Origin of the sequence: Cupriavidus sp. SIMBA_020, assembly GCF_046535395.1 — a bacterium.
In the GTDB taxonomy this organism is placed as follows: Bacteria; Pseudomonadota; Gammaproteobacteria; order Burkholderiales; family Burkholderiaceae; genus Cupriavidus; species Cupriavidus campinensis.
On record NZ_JAWRWU010000003.1, the window covers coordinates 123253 to 140441 of the forward strand.

A 17189-nucleotide genomic window follows, 5' to 3' on the forward strand; every position below is an offset into this window, starting at 1 on the left:
TGGCATCCGCGCGTGTCGTGCGGATGCGCCTGACTGTCAATGTAGGCAAGGTGCCTGCCGGCCGGGATCGGTCGATGACCTAGCCTTGCGTAGGCCGGTTCTGACTACCGCCGGATTGGGACCGGCGGTGTGATGCGTATGTAACTCAGCCGGCCGCCAGGCTCACGCCGCTTGCGGCGTTCTGCGCGCGGCCGTCGCGGCCATACATCTCGTTGGGGCCGGCGCCGCCCTGGCGCAGCACCTGGATGGCTTCCTGCGTGAATTCGAGGTGGGCGTTGACGATGGCGCCGTTCAACTCGTTGGCGTCCTTGGCCTTGCTGGCGAAGAACACCACCTTGCGCCACGCCTCAGCCACGGCCGCATCCACCAGCCCGCCCACAAGCAGGCCGCCCGGGCCCACGCGCAGGCCCAGCGCAATCATCTGCGCTTCGCGCGCCGCGGTGGCGCGCGTGAGGCCCTGAGCCAGTTCCATCTTCTGGTTGAGCAGCTCGCTCAACGCCTGGAAATCCTGGCGTTTGATGGCGTCGCGCTCCTCGGCGAGAGTGCGGCCAAATGCGGCGATGGCGTCAGCTTCGAGCTTCAGGGTCTGGATCAGGGCTTGGCTCATGTCAGGGAGTTATTGGCTTTCGCCCTGGCTCAACTCGCGCAGCGAAGCGAGCAAGCCGTCGGCGATCTTGCTGGGATCGATCTTGATCCTGCCTTCCGCGATGGCCTGGCGAATTTCCTCGACCTTCGCGGTATCGATGTCGTCGTCGGTCTCATTGACCAGACGCGAACCGATCTCACGCACTTGCGCGGTCAGCGGGCTGACGCGCACGCCGGTCAAGGCGCCGGAAGTCGCGGACGAGGCGGCACCGTTGGCGGCCGGACGGGCTGCGCTGTCGGTTGCCGCGGCATCGGCGGGCAGGGACGGAGTGGATTGGTTGATCTTCACGGTGAAATCCTTGCTGGGTTCCCTTGGCTTATCGGATGTTCCACCCGGAACTTTAGGGTTTTCGCATCCGGATCAGGGTGGGGCGGCATTCTCGCATGCGCCGCCTGCGCCTGCTCTTTCTTCCTGCTTCCGCGGGAATCCTGGCGACTACTTCGGGCTTCTTCCGTTAAAAATGTGACGATTACTGCTGCAGGACGACGGTGTCGCCGCTGCGCACGAGGCCGCTGACCACCTGTCCGTTGCGTAGCCGCACCTGCACCGAATTGCCGGTGGCGGCATCGGCGAGCACCTTGCCCTCGCTGGTGAGCTGGAACGAGTCACCTTCGACGGTCACGTTGACAGTCTGGCCGGATTTCACGGCAATCGACTTCTTGAGCAGATCAGTGCGCATGGGCGAACCGGCCGCGATGCGGTTGGCCGCCACGGCGCCGGCTACCTGTGCCGGATCCGTCACAACCGCGCGCGGTAGCGCGGCCAGATCGCCCTGGCGCACTTCGAGGTCGGCGGCGCTGATGGTCTCGCCGGGGGCCATTGCGCGGGCCGCTACATAGTAATCAGTCAGTACCGAGACCCGGGCCTGCACGTAGCGCGTCCAGGGCCGGTCGCCGCCGCAGCGCACACCCACCGCCACGCGGCCCCACGGGGCGGCGCCGGACGGCAGGAAGGGTTCGGGGTTCTGGCAATCGGGCGCGCGGCCGCCCGAGGGCGGCACCACCTGCACGCTGACCTTGCCCGGCAGGCCGGTGGCCTGGCGCAGCAGGAACTGTTCGACGACCACGCGCACGGGGTCGTCGGCAAACGGGGTGGCAGCCGACGGCATTGCCACCGGCGTGACCTGGGCGGGCGCGGCGACGGACGGCTGGGCCAGCGCGAAGCCGGCCAGCGCCATCAGCCCGGCGGCCTGGCGAGTGAGGTTCATAGGGGTCATCCCAGCAAGGATGGGGGGTGGCCGGCGCGGGCGGGCCCGCGCGATGCCGCCCCACGACATCGGCATACAACAACGAATCTGTGGGGCAATTGTAGGCAGCCTCGCGCGAAGGGTCGGCGCGAATTGCGCGGATTTCTCGGTCCTATTCGCACGATTGGCGTGACAGGGCGGCCCCTAAGATGGCAACCCTGAAGAAGCCCCGGACCGGCACGCGTATACGCATACCCAGGTCTACGGCAGTTTTCTCCCCGAAGTTGAAGCCAGAGCAGGAAAGGCAGACATGATCGACAGACTCGATGCGGCGTTGCGCTTCCAGCAGGAAGCCCTGAGCCTCCGGACCCAGCGGCAATCGGTGATTGCCTCGAACATCGCCCACGCGGACACGCCGGGCTACAAGGCACGCGATTTCGACTTCGCCAGCACCCTGGCGACGTCGGTGGAGCGCGGCCGCCAGAGCGAAGGCATGACGCTTTCCACCACGCAGAAGCGCCACCTGCCGGGCCAGGCGCCGACTTCGAGCAGCGCCGACCTCGACTACCGCATTCCGCTGCAGTCGAGCATGGACGGCAACACCGTGGAAATGGACACCGAGCGCGTGGCGTTCGCCGACAACACGGTGCACTTCGAAGCCGGCCTGACGGTCATGAGCAGCAAGATCAAGACGATGCTGTCGGCGATCCAGAGCTAACGAGGACCGACCATGCCCAGCATGAACATTTTCGACGTGGCCGGCTCTGCCATGGCCGCGCAGTCGCAGCGGATGAACGTTACGGCCTCCAACCTGGCCAACGCGGACAGCGCCGTGGCGCCGAACGGCCAGCCGTATCGCGCCAAGCAGGTGATTTTCGAGATGGCGCCCACGCCCGGCCAGTCCGACGTGGGCGGCGTGCAGGTGGCCGGCGTCATGGAAGACGCTGCCCCGGCCCGCATGGTGCACAACCCGTCGCACCCGCTGGCGGACGCCAACGGCTACGTGACGATGCCCAACGTGAACCCGGTGGAAGAGATGGTCAACATGATCTCGGCGTCGCGTTCGTACCAGGCCAACGTGGAGGTGCTCAACACCGCCAAGACCATGATGCTGAAGACGCTGACGATCGGTCAGTAACCCACAACCTTTCGAATCCTTCCAGGAACCGCCGGAACCGACACCATGACGACCACCTCTAACGTCAACAGCAACTCCGCCGTCAATGACGCGCTCAAGGGCGGCAGCTCCAGCGCGGCAGATCTTCAGAACAACTTCCTGAAGATGCTGGTGACGCAGATGAACAACCAGGACCCGCTCAACCCGATGGACAACGCCCAGCTCACCTCGCAGCTGGCGCAGATCAGCACGGTGAGCGGCCTGCAGACGATGAACGAAACCCTGACCGCGCTGCTCTCGCAGACCGCGGCCAGCCGCGCGATGGACTCCGCCAACCTGATCGGCAAGACCGTGATGGTGCCGGGCAACGCAATCACCGTGGCGGACGGCGTGGCCACCAAGATTGGCGTGGACGTGCCGTCCACGGCTGACTCGGTCACCGTGCAGGTGCTGGACAAGAACGGCAACGTGGTCCGCAACATCGACATGAATGGCCAGACCGCCGGCGTGCACGACATCGCCTGGGACGGCAAGAACGACCAGGGCAACGCCGTGCCCAATGGCGAGTACACCTTCAAGGTGTCCGGCACGGCCGAGGGCAAGGACGTCAGCGCCATCGCGCTGGTCTACGGCAAGGTCCAGTCCATCAGCGGTGACAGCACCGGCGTGCTGGTCGAACTTGGCGACGGCAAGACCGCCAACGTCGACGACGTGCGCCGCATTTCCTGATCCACTTTTACGTATCACCCGGTCCGGCATACGCGCGGGCAATTCACGAACGACAGCCTTATTAGGGGAAAATCATGGGTTTTGGTCAAGGGGTAAGCGGCCTGAACGCCGCCGCGTCCAACCTGGACGTGATTGGCAACAACATCGCCAACGCCAACACGGTTGGCTTCAAGCAATCCACCGCGCAGTTCGCGGACGTGTACGCCGGTTCGAAGATCGGCCTGGGCACGCGCGTGAACGCCGTGGTGCAGTCGTTCACCAACGGCAACATCGCCTCGTCCGGTCGTAACCTGGACGTGGCCATCAGCAACGGCAACGGCTTCTTCCGCCTGACCAATACCGATGGCTCGGTGTTCTATTCGCGCAACGGCCAGATGAACCGCCTGGACGATGGCCGCCTGGTCAACGCCACGGGCCTGCAGGTCACGGGCTACCCGGCTGGCACCACCGCCGGCGGCGTGGCTCCGCAGCCGATCACCATCAGCAATGCACAGATGCCCCCGCGCGCCACGCAGACGGTGACGGCGCAGTTCCAGCTCGACTCGCGCAGCACCGTGCCGACCACGGCTTTCGCCAGCGCCCCGGGTGCGCTGCCGACGTCGGACATGTTCAACTACAGCACGGCGATCAGCGTCTATGACTCGCTGGGCAACAAGCAGCAGGTCACCGCGTACTTCGCCAAGTCGGCTGCCGCGCCGACCGTGCCGGGCGGTACCAACTGGAACATGTACCTGACCGATTCCGCGGGCAACACGCTGGCCGGCATGCCGGTATCGATGGCCTTCGACAGCAACGGCGTGATGCAATCGACCACGCCGGCGAACCCGACGCTCGCACTGCCGGCCGCCAACGGCGCCGCCGCGCTGACCGCCAACCTGAACCTGACCGGTTCCACGCAGTTCGGCTCGGACAACGATCCGAAGAAGATCGTGCAGGACGGCTACGCATCGGGCGCGCTGCTGGGCTTCTCGGTGCAGGAAGACGGCACGATCCTCGGTTCTTACTCGAACGAGAAGACGCTGTCGCTGGGCCAGATCGCCATGGCGACGTTCGGCAACGTGGAAGGCCTGAAGCCGGAAGGCGACAACGTGTGGTCCGCCACCGGTGCCTCGGGCCAGGAACTGCTCGGCACGGCCGGCGGCGCCATGGGCACGCTGAAGTCCAACGCCGTGGAAGAGTCCAACGTGGACCTGTCCGGCCAGCTGGTCAACCTGATCGTCGCGCAGCGTAACTATCAGGCCAACGCGCAGACCATCAAGGCGCAGGACACCGTCCTGCAGACCCTGGTGAACATCTGATCCACGCTGATCTCTCCGCCGGAACGCCGACATGGACCGCATGATTTACACCGCCCTCTCGGGCGCCAAGCAGATACTCGACCAGCAGGCCGCGGTATCGAACAACCTGGCCAATGCCTCCACGCCGGCGTTCCGCGCGCAGATCAACCTGTATCGCGCCGTGCCGGTAGTGGGGCAGGAGACGCAGACCCGCGCCTTCACGCTGGCCTCCACGCCGGGTGCCGACATGAAGGCCGGCCCGCTGACGTACACGGGCCGCGACCTCGACGTCGCCCTGCAGGGCAACGGCTGGCTGGCGGTGCAGATGCCCGACGGCTCCGAGGCATACACCCGCGCCGGCGCGATGCAAATTTCGGCCGACGGCCAGCTCCAGACCTCGGCCGGCCGGCCGGTGCTGGGCGACGGTGGCGCGATCGCGGTGCCGCCGGGCGCCACGGTGTCCATCGGTACCGATGGCAGTGTGGTGGCACGTGGCCCGGGCGAGGCCGCCAACGGCCTGGCCCAGGTCGGCAAGCTGCGCGTGGTATCGCCGCCGCCCGAAGGGCTGGCACGCGGTGACGACGGCTACTTCCGCCTGCGTCCCGGCGTGAACGCGCTGGAGCAGGACCCCACGGTGCGTGTGATCTCCGGCGCGCTGGAGGGCAGTAACGTGAATCCGGTGGAGGCGATGGTCGACATGATCGCCAACGCGCGCCGCTTCGAGATGCAGATGAAGATGATTACCGGCGCCGATAGCAACGACCAGCGGGCCAACGCGCTGCTGTCCAACAACTGAAGCGCGCTGCGCTGACACAGAACACGAAGGAAAACTATGATCCGCTCACTCTGGATTGCCAAGACCGGCCTCGATGCGCAGCAGACGCAGATGGACGTGATCTCGAACAACCTGGCCAACGTGTCCACCACGGGCTTCAAGCGCAGCCGCGCCGTGTTCGAGGAACTGATGTACCAGACCATCCGCCAGCCGGGCGCGCTGTCGTCGGACCAGACCGTGCTGCCCTCGGGCATGCAGCTGGGTACCGGCGTGCGCCCCGTGGCCACGGAACGTATCCACACGCAGGGCAACCCCACGCAGACCGGCAACTCGCGCGATGTGGCCATCATCGGCCAGGGCTTTTTCCAGGTGACGATGCCGGACGGCACCACCACCTACACGCGTGACGGTTCGTTCCAGGTGGACCCGAACGGCCAGCTGGTGACGTCGAGCGGCTTCGTGCTGAACCCGGCCATCACGCTGCCGGCCAACTACACCTCGGTGAACGTAGCCCGCGACGGTACCGTCACGGTGATGCAGCCGGGCCAGACCAACGCCGCCACGGTCGGCCAGATCCAGCTCGCCACGTTCCCGAACCCGGCCGGCCTGGAAAGCCTGGGCGAGAACCTCTACGCGCAGACCGATGCCTCGGGCGCGCCGAACACCACCGTGCCGGGCCTGAACGGCGCGGGCACGCTGCAGAACAACTACGTTGAAGCGTCGAACGTGAACGTGGTCGAGGAACTGGTCAGCATGATCCAGACCCAGCGCGCGTACGAAATCAACAGCAAGGCAGTGCAGACGTCCGACCAGATGTTGCAACGCCTGACCCAGATGGGATGATGGGAGTGACCATGGCCGCCAAGCTGCATCGCCTCGGTGTGTTTGCCCTGTACGCCTTTGCCGGCCTGGCCGTGCTGGCGAGCGGCGGCTGCGCGCTGATGCCGAAGGAGCCCCTCGTGCAGACGCCCACCACGGCACGCGCCGAGCCGCGCGCCGTGGGCGCGCCCACGGGTTCCATCTTTGCCTCGTCCTACGCGGGCAATCCGCTGTTCGAGGACCGGCGGCCACGTAACGTTGGCGACATCCTGACCATCGTGATCAGCGAGAACGTCAACGCCAGCAAGAACTCCGGGACCAATGCCAGCCGCACGGGCAGCACCACGCTGTCGTTCGACGCGGTGCCACGTGCGCTGGCCGGTCTGTTCAGCGCCAGGTCGAATGCCGATGTCAACGGCAGCAATGCCCTGAAGGCCAGCGGCGGCGCCACCGCCGCGAACACCTTCAACGGCACCATCACCGTCACGGTGCTGGAAGTGCTGGCCAACGGCAACCTGGTGGTGTCCGGAGAAAAGCAGATGGCCATCAACCAGGGGGCGGAGTTCATCCGTTTCTCCGGCGTGGTCAATCCGCGCACGATCACCGGCGACAACGCAGTGCCGTCCACCCAGGTGGCGGATGCACGGATCGAGTACACCGCCAAGGGATACATCGACGAAGTGCAGAACATGGGCTGGCTGCAGCGCTTCTTCCTCAATGTCTTACCGTTCTGATCCCGCCATGTTTCTGCCTCCGATGCCTTTCCACAAGCCAGGCTCGCTATTGGGCACCCCGCCCGGCCTTTCTACCCGCTGGGGTCGCGCGGTCTCTCTTCCTCGCCTGTTGCTCGCGCTCGCGCTGGTCTTCGGACTGGCGGGCGCCGGCACGGCGCATGCGGAACGTCTGAAGAACCTCGTCACGTTTCAGGGCGTGCGTGACAATCCGCTGATCGGCTACGGCCTGGTCGTGGGGCTGGACAACACCGGCGACCAGACCATGCAGACGCCGTTCACCACGCAGAGCATTACGAACATGCTCTCGCAGCTCGGCGTGACGCTGCCCGCCGGCAAGAACATGCAGCTGAAGAACGTGGCGGCCGTGATGGTGACCGCCACGCTGCCGCCGTACGCGCAGCCGGGCAGCCAGCTCGACGTGGTGGTCTCGTCGATGGGTAACGCCAAGAGCCTGCGCGGCGGCACGCTGCTGATGACGCCGCTCAAGGGCGCCGACGGCCAGGTGTACGCCATCGCGCAGGGCAACATGCTGGTGGGCGGCGCGGGTGCGGCGGCCAACGGCAGCAAGGTCCAGATCAACCAGCTGGCCGTAGGGCGCATCGCCAACGGCGCCGTGGTGGAACGCGCCGTCGCGGCCTTCCAGCCAGAAGGCGGCTACATGAACCTGGAACTCAAGGACACCGATTTCGGCACCGCCGAGCGCGTGGTCGACGCCATCAACCGCAACCTGGGCCCCGGTACTGCCGCCGCCATGGATGGCCGCGTGGTCCAGGTGCGCGCCCCGCAGGCGCCGACGGCACGCGTGGGCTTCCTTGCCCGGATCGAGAACCTCGACGTCACCCCGGCCAAGGCCGCCGCCAAGGTCATCCTGAACGCCCGCACCGGTTCCATCGTGATGAACCAGGCGGTCACCGTGGAAGACTGTGCCGTGGCGCACGGCAACCTGTCGGTGGTGATCAACACGCAACCGGTGATCAGCCAGCCGGCCCCGTTCAGCAACGGGCAGACCGTGGTGGCGCCGGTGTCGCAGATCGACCTCAAGCAGGGCGGCGGCTCGCTCCAGATCGTCAAGGCGGGCGCCTCGCTGGCCGCGGTGGTCAAGGGCCTGAACGCGCTGGGCGCCACGCCGGCCGACCTGCAGACCATCCTGGAGGCCATGCGGGCCGCCGGGGCACTGCGCGCGGAACTGGAGATCATCTGATGTCGGGCGCCACGCTTTCCTCGCAGACCGACGTCTCGCAGCGCTTCGCGCTCGATACGCAGGGCTTCGAGGCGCTCAAGAACCAGGCTCGCGCCGGCAACAACCAGAACACCCTGCAGGCGGCCGCCAAGCAGTTCGAGGCCGTCTTCACGCAGATGGTGCTCAAGAGCATGCGCGACGCCACGCCGCAGGACGGCCTGTTCGACAACGAGCAGACCAAGCTCTACATGTCGATGATGGACCAGCAGCTCTCGCAGCAGCTGTCCTCGCGCGGCATTGGCCTGGCCGATGTGATGATCCGCCAGCTGGCGCGGGCCACGGGCACGCAGCTGCCGGACACCATGGCCGCGCCCGGGGTGGGCGGACGCCAGCAGGACGCCCAGATGGCGGCCCTGCTCGATAGCCGCGGCGCTACCGACGCCGACGGCCCGCCGCCGATCGGCACCGTACTGCCCGGCAGCGCGTGGAACCCCACCGCCGGCGTGCGCCAATACCAGGGCCAGGCAGACTGGCAGCAGAACGGCCAGTCGCAACTGGGCCAGTTGCCGGACGACTCCCCCGAACACATCAGCAACTTCGTCAACCGGCTGGCCGGACCGGCCATGGCCGCCTCGCGCGCCTCGGGCGTGCCGGCCAAGCTGATCGTCGGCCAGGCCGCGCTGGAATCGGGCTGGGGCCGCCGCGAGATCACCAACCCGGACGGCTCCACCACCTTCAACGTGTTCGGCATCAAGGCCGGCGCCAACTGGAAGGGGCCGACCGCCGAAGTGCTGACCACCGAATATGTCGATGGCCAGCCGCAGAAGGTGCGGGCCCGCTTCCGTGCCTACGGCTCCTACGACGAAGCGTGCGCTGACTACGCGCGACTGCTGACCACCAACTCGCGCTACGCGGGCGTGGTGGCCGCCAACAGCGCGGAAGAAGCCGCGCATGGCCTGCAGCGCGCCGGCTACGCCACCGATCCGGCCTACGGCGAGAAGCTGGTCCGGATCATGAAGAAGGTTTCGACCTGAAGGGTGGGCGGCATGGCAACGCATTCGCCGCCCAACGCCCCGTACCACGCCTCGCGCGGCCCGCTCTCGGCCGCGCTATTGTCGCTTCCAGACTACGTCTTCATGCAAGTGATCGCTCACAACATGCGCGCCGGCCAGTACGTGGAAATGGCCGATGAGACGCTAAAGTCCCGCGTGGTTCGCGCCGTTAACTTGCTCATCCACCGCCGCCGGCCGCACGCCGAAGGCTACCAACAGATCCGGGGTCAGACACATGTCTCTCTTTAATATCGGTCTTTCGGGCCTGAACGTGGCGCAGAACGCGCTGACGACGACCGGCCACAACTTCAGCAACGCGGCTACCGCGGGCTATACGCGCCAGAACACGATTATTGCGTCGGCGGGCGGCCAGTACACCAGCTCGGGCTTCTACGGCCAGGGCTCCAACACCATTACCGTGCAGCGCGTGTACGACAGCTTCCTGACCGGGCAGCTGCGTGGCGCCACGTCGGCCAGCGCCCAGCTGGCGACGTACGCGGACCAGCTCTCGCAGATCGACAACCTGCTGGCCGACCAGAAGGGCGGTCTCTCGCCGCTGATGCAGAAGTTCTTCGCCGCCGTGCAGGCCGTGTCGGACACGCCGGCGGACACCGCCGCGCGCCAGAGCCTGCTCTCGGCTTCCCAGGCGCTGGCTGGCCAGATCAAGTCTTCGAGCGACTACTTCAAGCAGCTGCAGGACGGCCTGAACACGCAGATCAAGTCGACGGTGACCCAGGTCAACGACTACACCAAGCAGATCGCGAACCTGAACAAGGAAATCACGCGCATGACCGCCGCCGGCGGTGGCCAGCCGCCGAACGACCTGCTCGACCAGCGCGACCAGGCCGTGGCCATGCTGACCGAACTGGTCGGCGCCAAGGTGGTGGTGCAGGACGGCGGCACGTACAACGTGTTCGTCGGCAACGGCCAGCCGCTGGTCATGGGTAGCGATTCGTACGACATGGTGGCGCTGCCCTCGGCCACCGACCCCGGCCGCACGACGGTGGGCTACACGCTCCTGAGCGGCAACATCATCGAAGCCTCCGAGGGCTCGGTGACGGGCGGCTCGCTCGGTGGCATCCTGAAGTTCCGCTCGGACTCCCTGGAGCCGGCACAGAACGCCATCGGCCGCCTCTCGCTGGCCATCGGCCAGACCTTCAACAACCAGCACAAGCTGGGCATAGACCTGAACGGCGCCATCGGCACGGACATGTTCTCGCTGGGCTCGCCGGTGGTCTACGCCAACAAGAACAACACCTCGGCGGCGATTGCCTCGGCCACCATCGATAACGCCAGCAACCTGACGACCAGCGACTACGCGCTGAAGTTCGACGGTACCAACTACACGCTGACGCGCCTGTCGGACAATAAAGTGGTGGCCTCGCAAGCGGCCGCCCCGACCGCCGCCACGCCGATGGTCGTCGATGGTGTCTCGATCAGCCTTAGCGCGCCGATGAACGCCAACGATTCGTTCCAGATCCAGCCGACGCGCAACGCGGCTGCCAGCTTCGGCACGCTGATCACCGACCCGGCCAAGGTAGCCGCCGCCTCCCCGGCACGCGCCGACGTCAACAAGAACAACACCGGCACGGGCACCGCCAAGCTCACCAACGTGGCGCAGGGCTTTGCGCTGCTGGCCAATGCGCCGATCACGGCCACGTACGACAGCGTGGCGGGTGCCTACACCTTCACCGACTCCACCGGCGCGGTAGTCACCCCGACCAGCACCGCGCCCAACGGCACGGGCACCGATGTGACCTTCAACGGCATGACCTTCACGTTCGACGGCGCGCCGAAGAACGGCGACACCTTCACGCTGGCCAACAACTCCGGCGCCGTGGCCGACAACGGCAACGCGCTGGCGCTGGCCAAGCTGCAGACGGCCAAGACCATCAACGGCACGTCGAGCTTCAACGACGCCTACGCGCAGCTGGTCAACGACGTGGGCAGCGCGACGAAGTCAGCGACCATCGCCTCGACCTCGCAGGACAGCATCACCAACCAGATCTATGTGGCCCAGCAGTCGGTCTCGGGCGTGAACATGGACGAGGAAACCGTGAACATGCTCAAGTTCCAGCAGCTGTACCAGGCCAACGCACGCGTGATCCAGACGGCCAGCACGCTGTTCGACACCCTCATCGGCATCGGCGCGTAATCGCGGCCGCCAACGATCTCAACGGATACGAAGGAATCTCGCCATGCGCGTTGCTACCTCTACCCTGTACCACCAGGGCCTGGCCTCGATGAACGGCCAGCAATCGGCCCTGCTGCACGTGCAGCAGCAGCTCGGCACCGGCCGCCGCATCCTGACGCCGTCCGACGACCCCGTGGCCGCCACGCGCGCGCTGGGTGTGTCGCAGTCCGGTGCAGTGAATACCCAGTACACCACGTCGCGCAGGCAGGCCACGGCCTCCCTCGGCCTGGAAGACAACACGCTGGCCACCGTCACCACGACGATCCAGAGCATCCAGACCATGCTGGTGAACGCCGGTAACGGCACCATGAGCGACAACGACCGCGCGTCGCTGGCCACCGCGCTGCAGGGCCAGTTCGACCAGCTGATGGGCCTGGCCAACGCCGACGACGGCAACGGCAACTACATCTTCGCCGGCCTGCAGTCGGGCACCGTGCCGTTCTCGCTCAACGCGGCGGGCGGTGCGCTGTACCAGGGCGACACCGGCCACCAGCTGCTGCAGGTGGATGCCGCGCGCCAGATGGAAGCGGGCAACAACGGTTCGGAAGTGTTCATGAGCGTCACCGGCAACGCCGGCTACGTGCTCAAGGGCAATTCGACCAACACCGGCACGGGCACCTACAGCGCGATCTCCGTCACGGACCCGACCGACCCGCTGTACGGCCACTCGCTGACGCTGACGTTCCAGACCAATGCCGGCACGGGCAGGATGCAGTACAGCATCATGGACACCACCACCGGTACCGCCGTGGGCACCCCGACGGACTACGCGGAAGGCGTGGCCATCAATGTGGCTGGCGTGTCGTTCTCGGTGAAGGGCGCCCCGGCAGACGGCGACACCATGACCGCCAAGCCGGCGCAGCAGGCCGGCGCGGACGTGTTCGCGAACCTGAAGGCCGTGATCGATGCGCTGAAGGCCCCGATCAACACCGGCCTGAACCAGGAAGCGGCTAACGCCAACCTGCAGAACGTGATCGCCACGGGCATCCGCCAGTTCAGCAACTCGCTGGACAACGTGCTGACGGTACGTTCGTCGGTGGGCTCGCGCCTGAATGAAATCGACGCGCTGGACACCATCGGCGAGAACCGCGCGCTCTCGAACGCGCAAACGCTGTCGGGCCTGCAAGACCTGGACTACGCGGCCGCCATCAGCGAGTTCTACCAGCGCCAGACCGCGCTGCAAGGCGCGCAGCAATCGTTCATGCAGATCCAGGGGATGAACCTGTTCAAGTATCTGTAAGAGAGGACGGGCCGCCGCCGGCCCGGCGTTTGAGAGGTGGGCCCGGCGTTTGTGAGGTGGTGTGAGGACGAACTTTCCAAACCTTGTTCGTCCCTCACACCGGGTCATGAAGTCGACGTCCGCGTCTTCTCGGCCCGGCCCAAGCTCATCACTGTTGCGGACAACGGTCGCACACTGAAGCTGCTCTTCCTGGCTCTCGGGCGGACGCCAGCGTCACCCGATTGTCGCTTACCAGTCCTGCTCAAGAACGCTATCGCACGACGCGTTCGCAAGCCCAGCGCCCCTCGCAGAAGCGTCCGATAGGATGCTTTCTCATATTCTCCTCGTCCTCACCCCCTCCTTGGCATGGTTCCTGCCTTGCGGGACTATTGCCGCCGCTCGCGGTCCCCGACCACGTACGAATTAGCTGAAAGCCGTAGATTCCGTCGGGAATTTCTGCAAGAGTGCCGGTTCCGAGCAAGCGAATCAGAAACGAGTACGGCCAGTTCGCATGAAGGATGAAAAACGCCAGGGCCAATTGACACAGGACGACACGTTGCCGGCTGCCGCCGGCGGCGTGGCAGGCAACTTCGTCCGCGTGCGCGGTGCGCGTGAGCACAATCTCAAGAACGTGGATGTCGATATCCCTCGGAACGCGCTGGTGGTCTTCACCGGCGTTTCGGGTTCAGGGAAGTCGTCCCTGGCGTTCGGCACACTCTATGCGGAAGCCCAGCGGCGCTACTTCGAGTCGGTAGCCCCCTATGCCAGACGGCTGATCGATCAGGTCGGCGTGCCGGAGGTGGACGCCATCGAAGGACTGCCGCCGGCCGTTGCGCTCCAGCAGCAGCGCGGTACGCCGAATGCACGTTCCACCGTCGGGAGTGTCACCACGTTGGGGAGTCTTGTGCGCATGCTCTATTCGCGCGCCGGCACCTATCCTGCCCGGCAGCCAATGCTGTATGCGGAGGATTTTTCGCCAAATACGGTGGAGGGCGCCTGCCCCACCTGCCATGGTCTGGGGCGAATCTATGATGTCACCGAGCAGTCCATGGTCCCCGACGATTCGTTGTCGATACGCGAGCGCGCGATTGCGGCATGGCCGCCCGCATGGCATGGACAGAATCTGCGCGACATCCTGGTCACGCTCGGTTACGACGTGGACAAGCCCTGGCGCGAGCTACCGAAGAAGGATCGTGACTGGATCCTGTTCACCGAGGAACAGCCCACGGTGCCGGTCTACGCTGGCTTTACGCCCAGGGAAGTGCGCGCTGCGCTCAAGCGCAAGCTGGAGCCCAGCTACCAGGGGACGTTCACGGGCGCCCGCCGCTATGTGTTGCAGACCTTTGCCACGACGCAGAGCGCGTTGATGAAGAAGCGGGTGGCGCAATATATGTTGGGGCGCGAATGCCCGGCATGTCACGGCAAGCGGCTCAAGAAGGAAGCGTTGTCGGTGACGTTCGGGGGCATCGACATCGGCGAGTTCGCGCACCTTCCCCTTGCCCGCGTGGCGGAGATCATGCGTCCCATTGCGCACGGAGAGTGGGCGAGCCCCGATGTAGCATCCGGCGCGGTGCTGAGCACGAAAGCGATGCGCGCTGCCACGGCGAGGCGCGTCGCCGCGGGAGGCTCCGCGCACAAGGTGGCGCCCGACGTGCGCCGCACGCCCAACCTCTCCGACGAAAAGCGGCTGGCCGCGCAACGCATCGCGGAAGAGCTGATGGAGCGGGTGTCCACGCTCATCGATCTCGGACTGGGCTATCTGTCGCTGGACCGCAGCACACCGACCCTGTCGTCGGGCGAATTGCAGCGGCTGCGGCTCGCCACGCAATTGTCGTCCCAGCTGTTCGGCGTGGTCTATGTGCTCGACGAGCCATCGGCCGGGCTGCATCCAGCCGACGGCGAGGCGCTGTTGCTGGCGTTGCGACGATTGAAGGCGGCCGGCAACTCGCTGTTCGTGGTCGAGCATGACACGGAGACCATGCGCCACGCGGACTGGATCGTAGACGTTGGACCGGCCGCGGGTGAGGGCGGCGGACGTGTGCTCTATAGCGGGCCGCCTGACGGACTCGCGGCGGTGTCGGCATCGCGTACCGCAGGGTATCTGTTTGGCCAGCACCAGGCGCCGCAGCGAATGCAGCGTGATCCGGCAGGCTGGCTCCAGCTCGCGCATGTCTCCCGCAACAATCTGCACAAGCTCGATGCTGCAATCCCGCTGGGATGTTTCGCGGCGGTGACGGGTGTCTCGGGTTCGGGGAAATCGAGCCTCATCAGCCAGGCACTCCCGGAACTGGTGAACCGTCATCTGGGCCGCGCGACCGACAACGATGCCGACGAGGAGCGCGATCCGCTGTTCGCGGTAACGGATGCGCCGACGGAAGGGCGCATCACGGGCGGCATGGAAGCGGTGCGCCGCCTGGTGCGCGTCGATCAGAAACCGATTGGCCGCACGCCGCGATCGAACCTCGCTACCTATACCGGACTGTTCGATCATGTGCGCAAGCTTTTCGCGGACACCCCCGCGGCGCGCAGACGGCGCTACACGCCAGGGCGCTTTTCCTTCAATGTGGCACAAGGTCGTTGCCCGACATGCGAAGGCGAGGGCTTTGTAAGCGTGGAGTTGCTGTTTCTGCCGAGTGTCTATGCACCGTGCTCCACCTGCCATGGCACGCGCTATCAGCCGCAGACACTGGAGATTGCCTGGCAGGGCAGGAATATTGCTGACATCCTCGGTCTGACCGTCGATGCGGCATGCGACGTCTTTGCGGACGAGCCGCCGGTGATGCGATCGCTGAAGGCGTTGCGTGATATCGGACTGGGATACCTTCGCTTGGGGCAGCCCGCCACCGAACTCTCGGGTGGTGAGGCACAGCGCATCAAACTGGCCAATGAACTGCAACGCGCGCAGCGCGGCGACACGCTTTACGTGTTGGACGAGCCCACCAATGGACTGCATCCGGCCGATGTGGACCGCCTGCTGGTGCAACTGCAGGAACTGGTGGATGCGGGAAACACCGTCGTGGTCGTCGAACACGACATGCGTGTCGTGGCACAGGCGGACTGGGTGATCGACATGGGGCCCGGTGCCGGAGAACAGGGCGGTCGCGTCGTGGCTTGCGGCCGCCCAAGCGAGATTGCAAGCGTGGAGGTGAGCCGGACGGCGGGATATCTGGCAAGGGAGCTGCGTTGATCCTCCCTGTAACGGGCGTTGAGCCACTCAACGCCCGCCCTGCCTGGGTCATCCCGCTGGTCAGTCCAGCTTGATGCCGACGGTCTTCACGACCTTCTCCCACTTCTGGGCGTCACGGTTCACCAGTTGCGTGAACTCCACCGGGCCCAGCGCGCTGGGCTCCATGCCCTGCTTGGCGATCGAATCACGGATGGAAGGTTGCGCCACCACGGCGGCGATCTCCTGTGCGAGGCGGTTCACCGTCGGCATCGGCGTGCCGCCCGTGGTGAAGACGCCGTACCACGACACCACTTCATAGCCGGGCACGCCGGACTCGGCGATGGTCGGCACGTTCGGCATGGTTTCCACGCGCTTGGTGCTGGTCACGGCGAGGATGCGCACCTTGCCGGAATCGGCCCCCGCCTTGGCCGATGGCAGGCTCGCGAAGGTCATCTGTGCCTGACCCGCCATCACATCCTGCATCGCCGGCGCATCGCCGCGATAGGGGATGTGCGTGATGGAGACGCCAGCCATGCTCTTGAACAGTTCGGCCGACAGGTGCGAGATCGTGCCATTGCCCGGCGACGTGACATTGAGCTTGCCCGGATTGGCCTTGGCGTAGGCGAGCAGCTCCTGCACGCTCTTGACCGGCAGGTCATTGTTCACGACCAGCGCGTTGGCAGACTTGGCCACCAGCGAGACCGGCTGCACGCCCTTGACGGGGTCGTACGGCAGCTTGCTGTAGATGGACGGCGCAATCGCCTGGCCGCCCACCGAGCCCAGCAGCAGCACCGAGCCATCCGGCTTGGCGCGCGCCATCTCGGCGGTGGCGATGGTGCTGCCGCCGCCCGGCTTGTTCTCCACCACGATGGTGGTCTTGGTGTTCAGCTGGAACTGCGTGGCGACCGTGCGGGCGATGACATCGTTGCCACCACCCGGCGCGAAGCCGACCAGCATCCGCATCGGGCCCGGCGGCAGTTCCTGGGCCATGCCTTGGGCGGCGGCCAGTGCGAGGGCGAGAGCGGGGACGATCTTGGAAAACGCCATGGTTGATTCTCGATAAGGGGGTTGAGGAGTGCTCTCAGGATGTCGTCG

The 17189-nt window shown here is 66.0% G+C and carries 17 protein-coding genes; 13 read left to right on the plus strand and 4 right to left on the minus strand.

Features of this window, described 5'->3' with window-relative positions; all coding sequences use genetic code 11:
• Positions 1 to 145: 145 nt before the first annotated feature.
• The 3 genes from SB751_RS07445 to flgA form a co-directional block, all read right to left on the minus strand.
• Positions 146 to 607: a flagella synthesis protein FlgN gene (locus tag SB751_RS07445; protein WP_144199920.1), complete on the minus strand. Its 462-nt coding sequence runs from the start codon at positions 605 to 607 to the stop codon at positions 146 to 148.
• A gap of 9 nt (positions 608 to 616) precedes the next feature.
• Entirely contained in the window at positions 617 to 934 is a 318-nt protein-coding gene (gene flgM / locus SB751_RS07450; protein ID WP_149138701.1) for a flagellar biosynthesis anti-sigma factor FlgM, read from the minus strand.
• Between the two features lie 181 nt (positions 935 to 1115).
• Positions 1116 to 1853, minus strand: a complete 738-nt coding sequence (gene flgA, locus SB751_RS07455) for a flagellar basal body P-ring formation chaperone FlgA (protein ID WP_149138702.1) — start codon at positions 1851 to 1853, stop codon at positions 1116 to 1118.
• A gap of 289 nt (positions 1854 to 2142) precedes the next feature.
• On the opposite strand from flgA, the gene flgB reads away from it, so the two are divergent.
• The 13 genes from flgB (at position 2143) to SB751_RS07520 (ending at position 16115) form a co-directional block, all read left to right on the plus strand.
• Positions 2143 to 2550, plus strand: a complete 408-nt coding sequence (gene flgB / locus SB751_RS07460; RefSeq protein WP_144199926.1) for a flagellar basal body rod protein FlgB — start codon at positions 2143 to 2145, stop codon at positions 2548 to 2550.
• 12 nt (positions 2551 to 2562) lie between these two features.
• Complete coding sequence (gene flgC, locus SB751_RS07465) at positions 2563 to 2970, plus strand: flagellar basal body rod protein FlgC (RefSeq protein WP_092295836.1); 408 nt, start codon at positions 2563 to 2565, stop codon at positions 2968 to 2970.
• Positions 2971 to 3015: 45 nt separating this feature from the next.
• Complete coding sequence (gene flgD, locus SB751_RS07470; protein ID WP_410747903.1) at positions 3016 to 3678, plus strand: flagellar hook assembly protein FlgD; 663 nt, start codon at positions 3016 to 3018, stop codon at positions 3676 to 3678.
• Between the two features lie 74 nt (positions 3679 to 3752).
• Positions 3753 to 4976 (plus strand): flagellar hook protein FlgE, encoded by a 1224-nt coding sequence (gene flgE / locus SB751_RS07475; protein WP_144199930.1) that lies wholly within the window; start codon positions 3753 to 3755, stop codon positions 4974 to 4976.
• 31 nt (positions 4977 to 5007) lie between these two features.
• Positions 5008 to 5751: a flagellar basal-body rod protein FlgF gene (gene flgF, locus SB751_RS07480; protein ID WP_144199933.1), complete on the plus strand. Its 744-nt coding sequence runs from the start codon at positions 5008 to 5010 to the stop codon at positions 5749 to 5751.
• Positions 5752 to 5787: 36 nt separating this feature from the next.
• Complete coding sequence (flgG, locus tag SB751_RS07485) at positions 5788 to 6573, plus strand: flagellar basal-body rod protein FlgG (protein ID WP_144199935.1); 786 nt, start codon at positions 5788 to 5790, stop codon at positions 6571 to 6573.
• An 11-nt stretch (positions 6574 to 6584) separates the two neighbouring features.
• On the plus strand, positions 6585 to 7283 hold the full coding sequence (gene flgH / locus SB751_RS07490; protein WP_244844726.1) for a flagellar basal body L-ring protein FlgH: 699 nt from the start codon (positions 6585 to 6587) through the stop codon (positions 7281 to 7283).
• 7 nt (positions 7284 to 7290) lie between these two features.
• The gene (locus SB751_RS07495; RefSeq protein WP_144199937.1) at positions 7291 to 8484 is read left to right on the plus strand and encodes a flagellar basal body P-ring protein FlgI; all 1194 of its coding nucleotides are present in this window, start codon (positions 7291 to 7293) and stop codon (positions 8482 to 8484) included.
• The gene (gene flgJ / locus SB751_RS07500) at positions 8484 to 9497 is read left to right on the plus strand and encodes a flagellar assembly peptidoglycan hydrolase FlgJ (protein WP_144199939.1); all 1014 of its coding nucleotides are present in this window, start codon (positions 8484 to 8486) and stop codon (positions 9495 to 9497) included. Before SB751_RS07495 ends, flgJ begins: the two co-directional genes overlap by 1 nt.
• Positions 9498 to 9509: 12 nt before the next feature.
• Positions 9510 to 9764 carry a hypothetical protein gene (locus tag SB751_RS07505; protein WP_410747904.1) on the plus strand — a complete coding sequence of 85 codons (255 nt, stop codon included), beginning with the start codon at positions 9510 to 9512 and terminating at the stop codon, positions 9762 to 9764.
• A complete protein-coding gene (gene flgK / locus SB751_RS07510; RefSeq protein ID WP_144199944.1) occupies positions 9751 to 11670 on the plus strand; it encodes a flagellar hook-associated protein FlgK in 1920 nt (639 codons plus the stop codon). Before SB751_RS07505 ends, flgK begins: the two co-directional genes overlap by 14 nt.
• A gap of 43 nt (positions 11671 to 11713) precedes the next feature.
• Positions 11714 to 12949: a flagellar hook-associated protein FlgL gene (flgL, locus tag SB751_RS07515; protein ID WP_144199946.1), complete on the plus strand. Its 1236-nt coding sequence runs from the start codon at positions 11714 to 11716 to the stop codon at positions 12947 to 12949.
• Between the two features lie 490 nt (positions 12950 to 13439).
• The gene (locus SB751_RS07520) at positions 13440 to 16115 is read left to right on the plus strand and encodes an excinuclease ABC subunit UvrA (RefSeq protein WP_211943256.1); all 2676 of its coding nucleotides are present in this window, start codon (positions 13440 to 13442) and stop codon (positions 16113 to 16115) included.
• A gap of 60 nt (positions 16116 to 16175) precedes the next feature.
• Here the strand turns inward: SB751_RS07520 and SB751_RS07525 are convergent, their stop codons facing one another.
• Positions 16176 to 17141, minus strand: a complete 966-nt coding sequence (locus tag SB751_RS07525) for a Bug family tripartite tricarboxylate transporter substrate binding protein (RefSeq protein WP_244844723.1) — start codon at positions 17139 to 17141, stop codon at positions 16176 to 16178.
• Between the last annotated feature and the right edge of the window lie 48 nt (positions 17142 to 17189).

Coding starts and splice junctions, on each gene's coding strand:
- flgL (WP_144199946.1), top strand. CDS start 11,714: ATGCGCGTTGCTACCTCTACCCTGTACCACCAGGGCCTGGCCTCGATG.
- flgA (WP_149138702.1), bottom strand. CDS start 1,853: ATGAACCTCACTCGCCAGGCCGCCGGGCTGATGGCGCTGGCCGGCTTC.
- flgG (WP_144199935.1), top strand. CDS start 5,788: ATGATCCGCTCACTCTGGATTGCCAAGACCGGCCTCGATGCGCAGCAG.
- flgE (WP_144199930.1), top strand. CDS start 3,753: ATGGGTTTTGGTCAAGGGGTAAGCGGCCTGAACGCCGCCGCGTCCAAC.
- SB751_RS07505 (WP_410747904.1), top strand. CDS start 9,510: ATGGCAACGCATTCGCCGCCCAACGCCCCGTACCACGCCTCGCGCGGC.
- flgJ (WP_144199939.1), top strand. CDS start 8,484: ATGTCGGGCGCCACGCTTTCCTCGCAGACCGACGTCTCGCAGCGCTTC.
- SB751_RS07525 (WP_244844723.1), bottom strand. CDS start 17,141: ATGGCGTTTTCCAAGATCGTCCCCGCTCTCGCCCTCGCACTGGCCGCC.
- flgH (WP_244844726.1), top strand. CDS start 6,585: ATGGCCGCCAAGCTGCATCGCCTCGGTGTGTTTGCCCTGTACGCCTTT.
- flgC (WP_092295836.1), top strand. CDS start 2,563: ATGCCCAGCATGAACATTTTCGACGTGGCCGGCTCTGCCATGGCCGCG.
- flgB (WP_144199926.1), top strand. CDS start 2,143: ATGATCGACAGACTCGATGCGGCGTTGCGCTTCCAGCAGGAAGCCCTG.
- SB751_RS07445 (WP_144199920.1), bottom strand. CDS start 607: ATGAGCCAAGCCCTGATCCAGACCCTGAAGCTCGAAGCTGACGCCATC.
- flgF (WP_144199933.1), top strand. CDS start 5,008: ATGGACCGCATGATTTACACCGCCCTCTCGGGCGCCAAGCAGATACTC.
- flgK (WP_144199944.1), top strand. CDS start 9,751: ATGTCTCTCTTTAATATCGGTCTTTCGGGCCTGAACGTGGCGCAGAAC.
- flgD (WP_410747903.1), top strand. CDS start 3,016: ATGACGACCACCTCTAACGTCAACAGCAACTCCGCCGTCAATGACGCG.
- SB751_RS07520 (WP_211943256.1), top strand. CDS start 13,440: ATGAAGGATGAAAAACGCCAGGGCCAATTGACACAGGACGACACGTTG.
- SB751_RS07495 (WP_144199937.1), top strand. CDS start 7,291: ATGTTTCTGCCTCCGATGCCTTTCCACAAGCCAGGCTCGCTATTGGGC.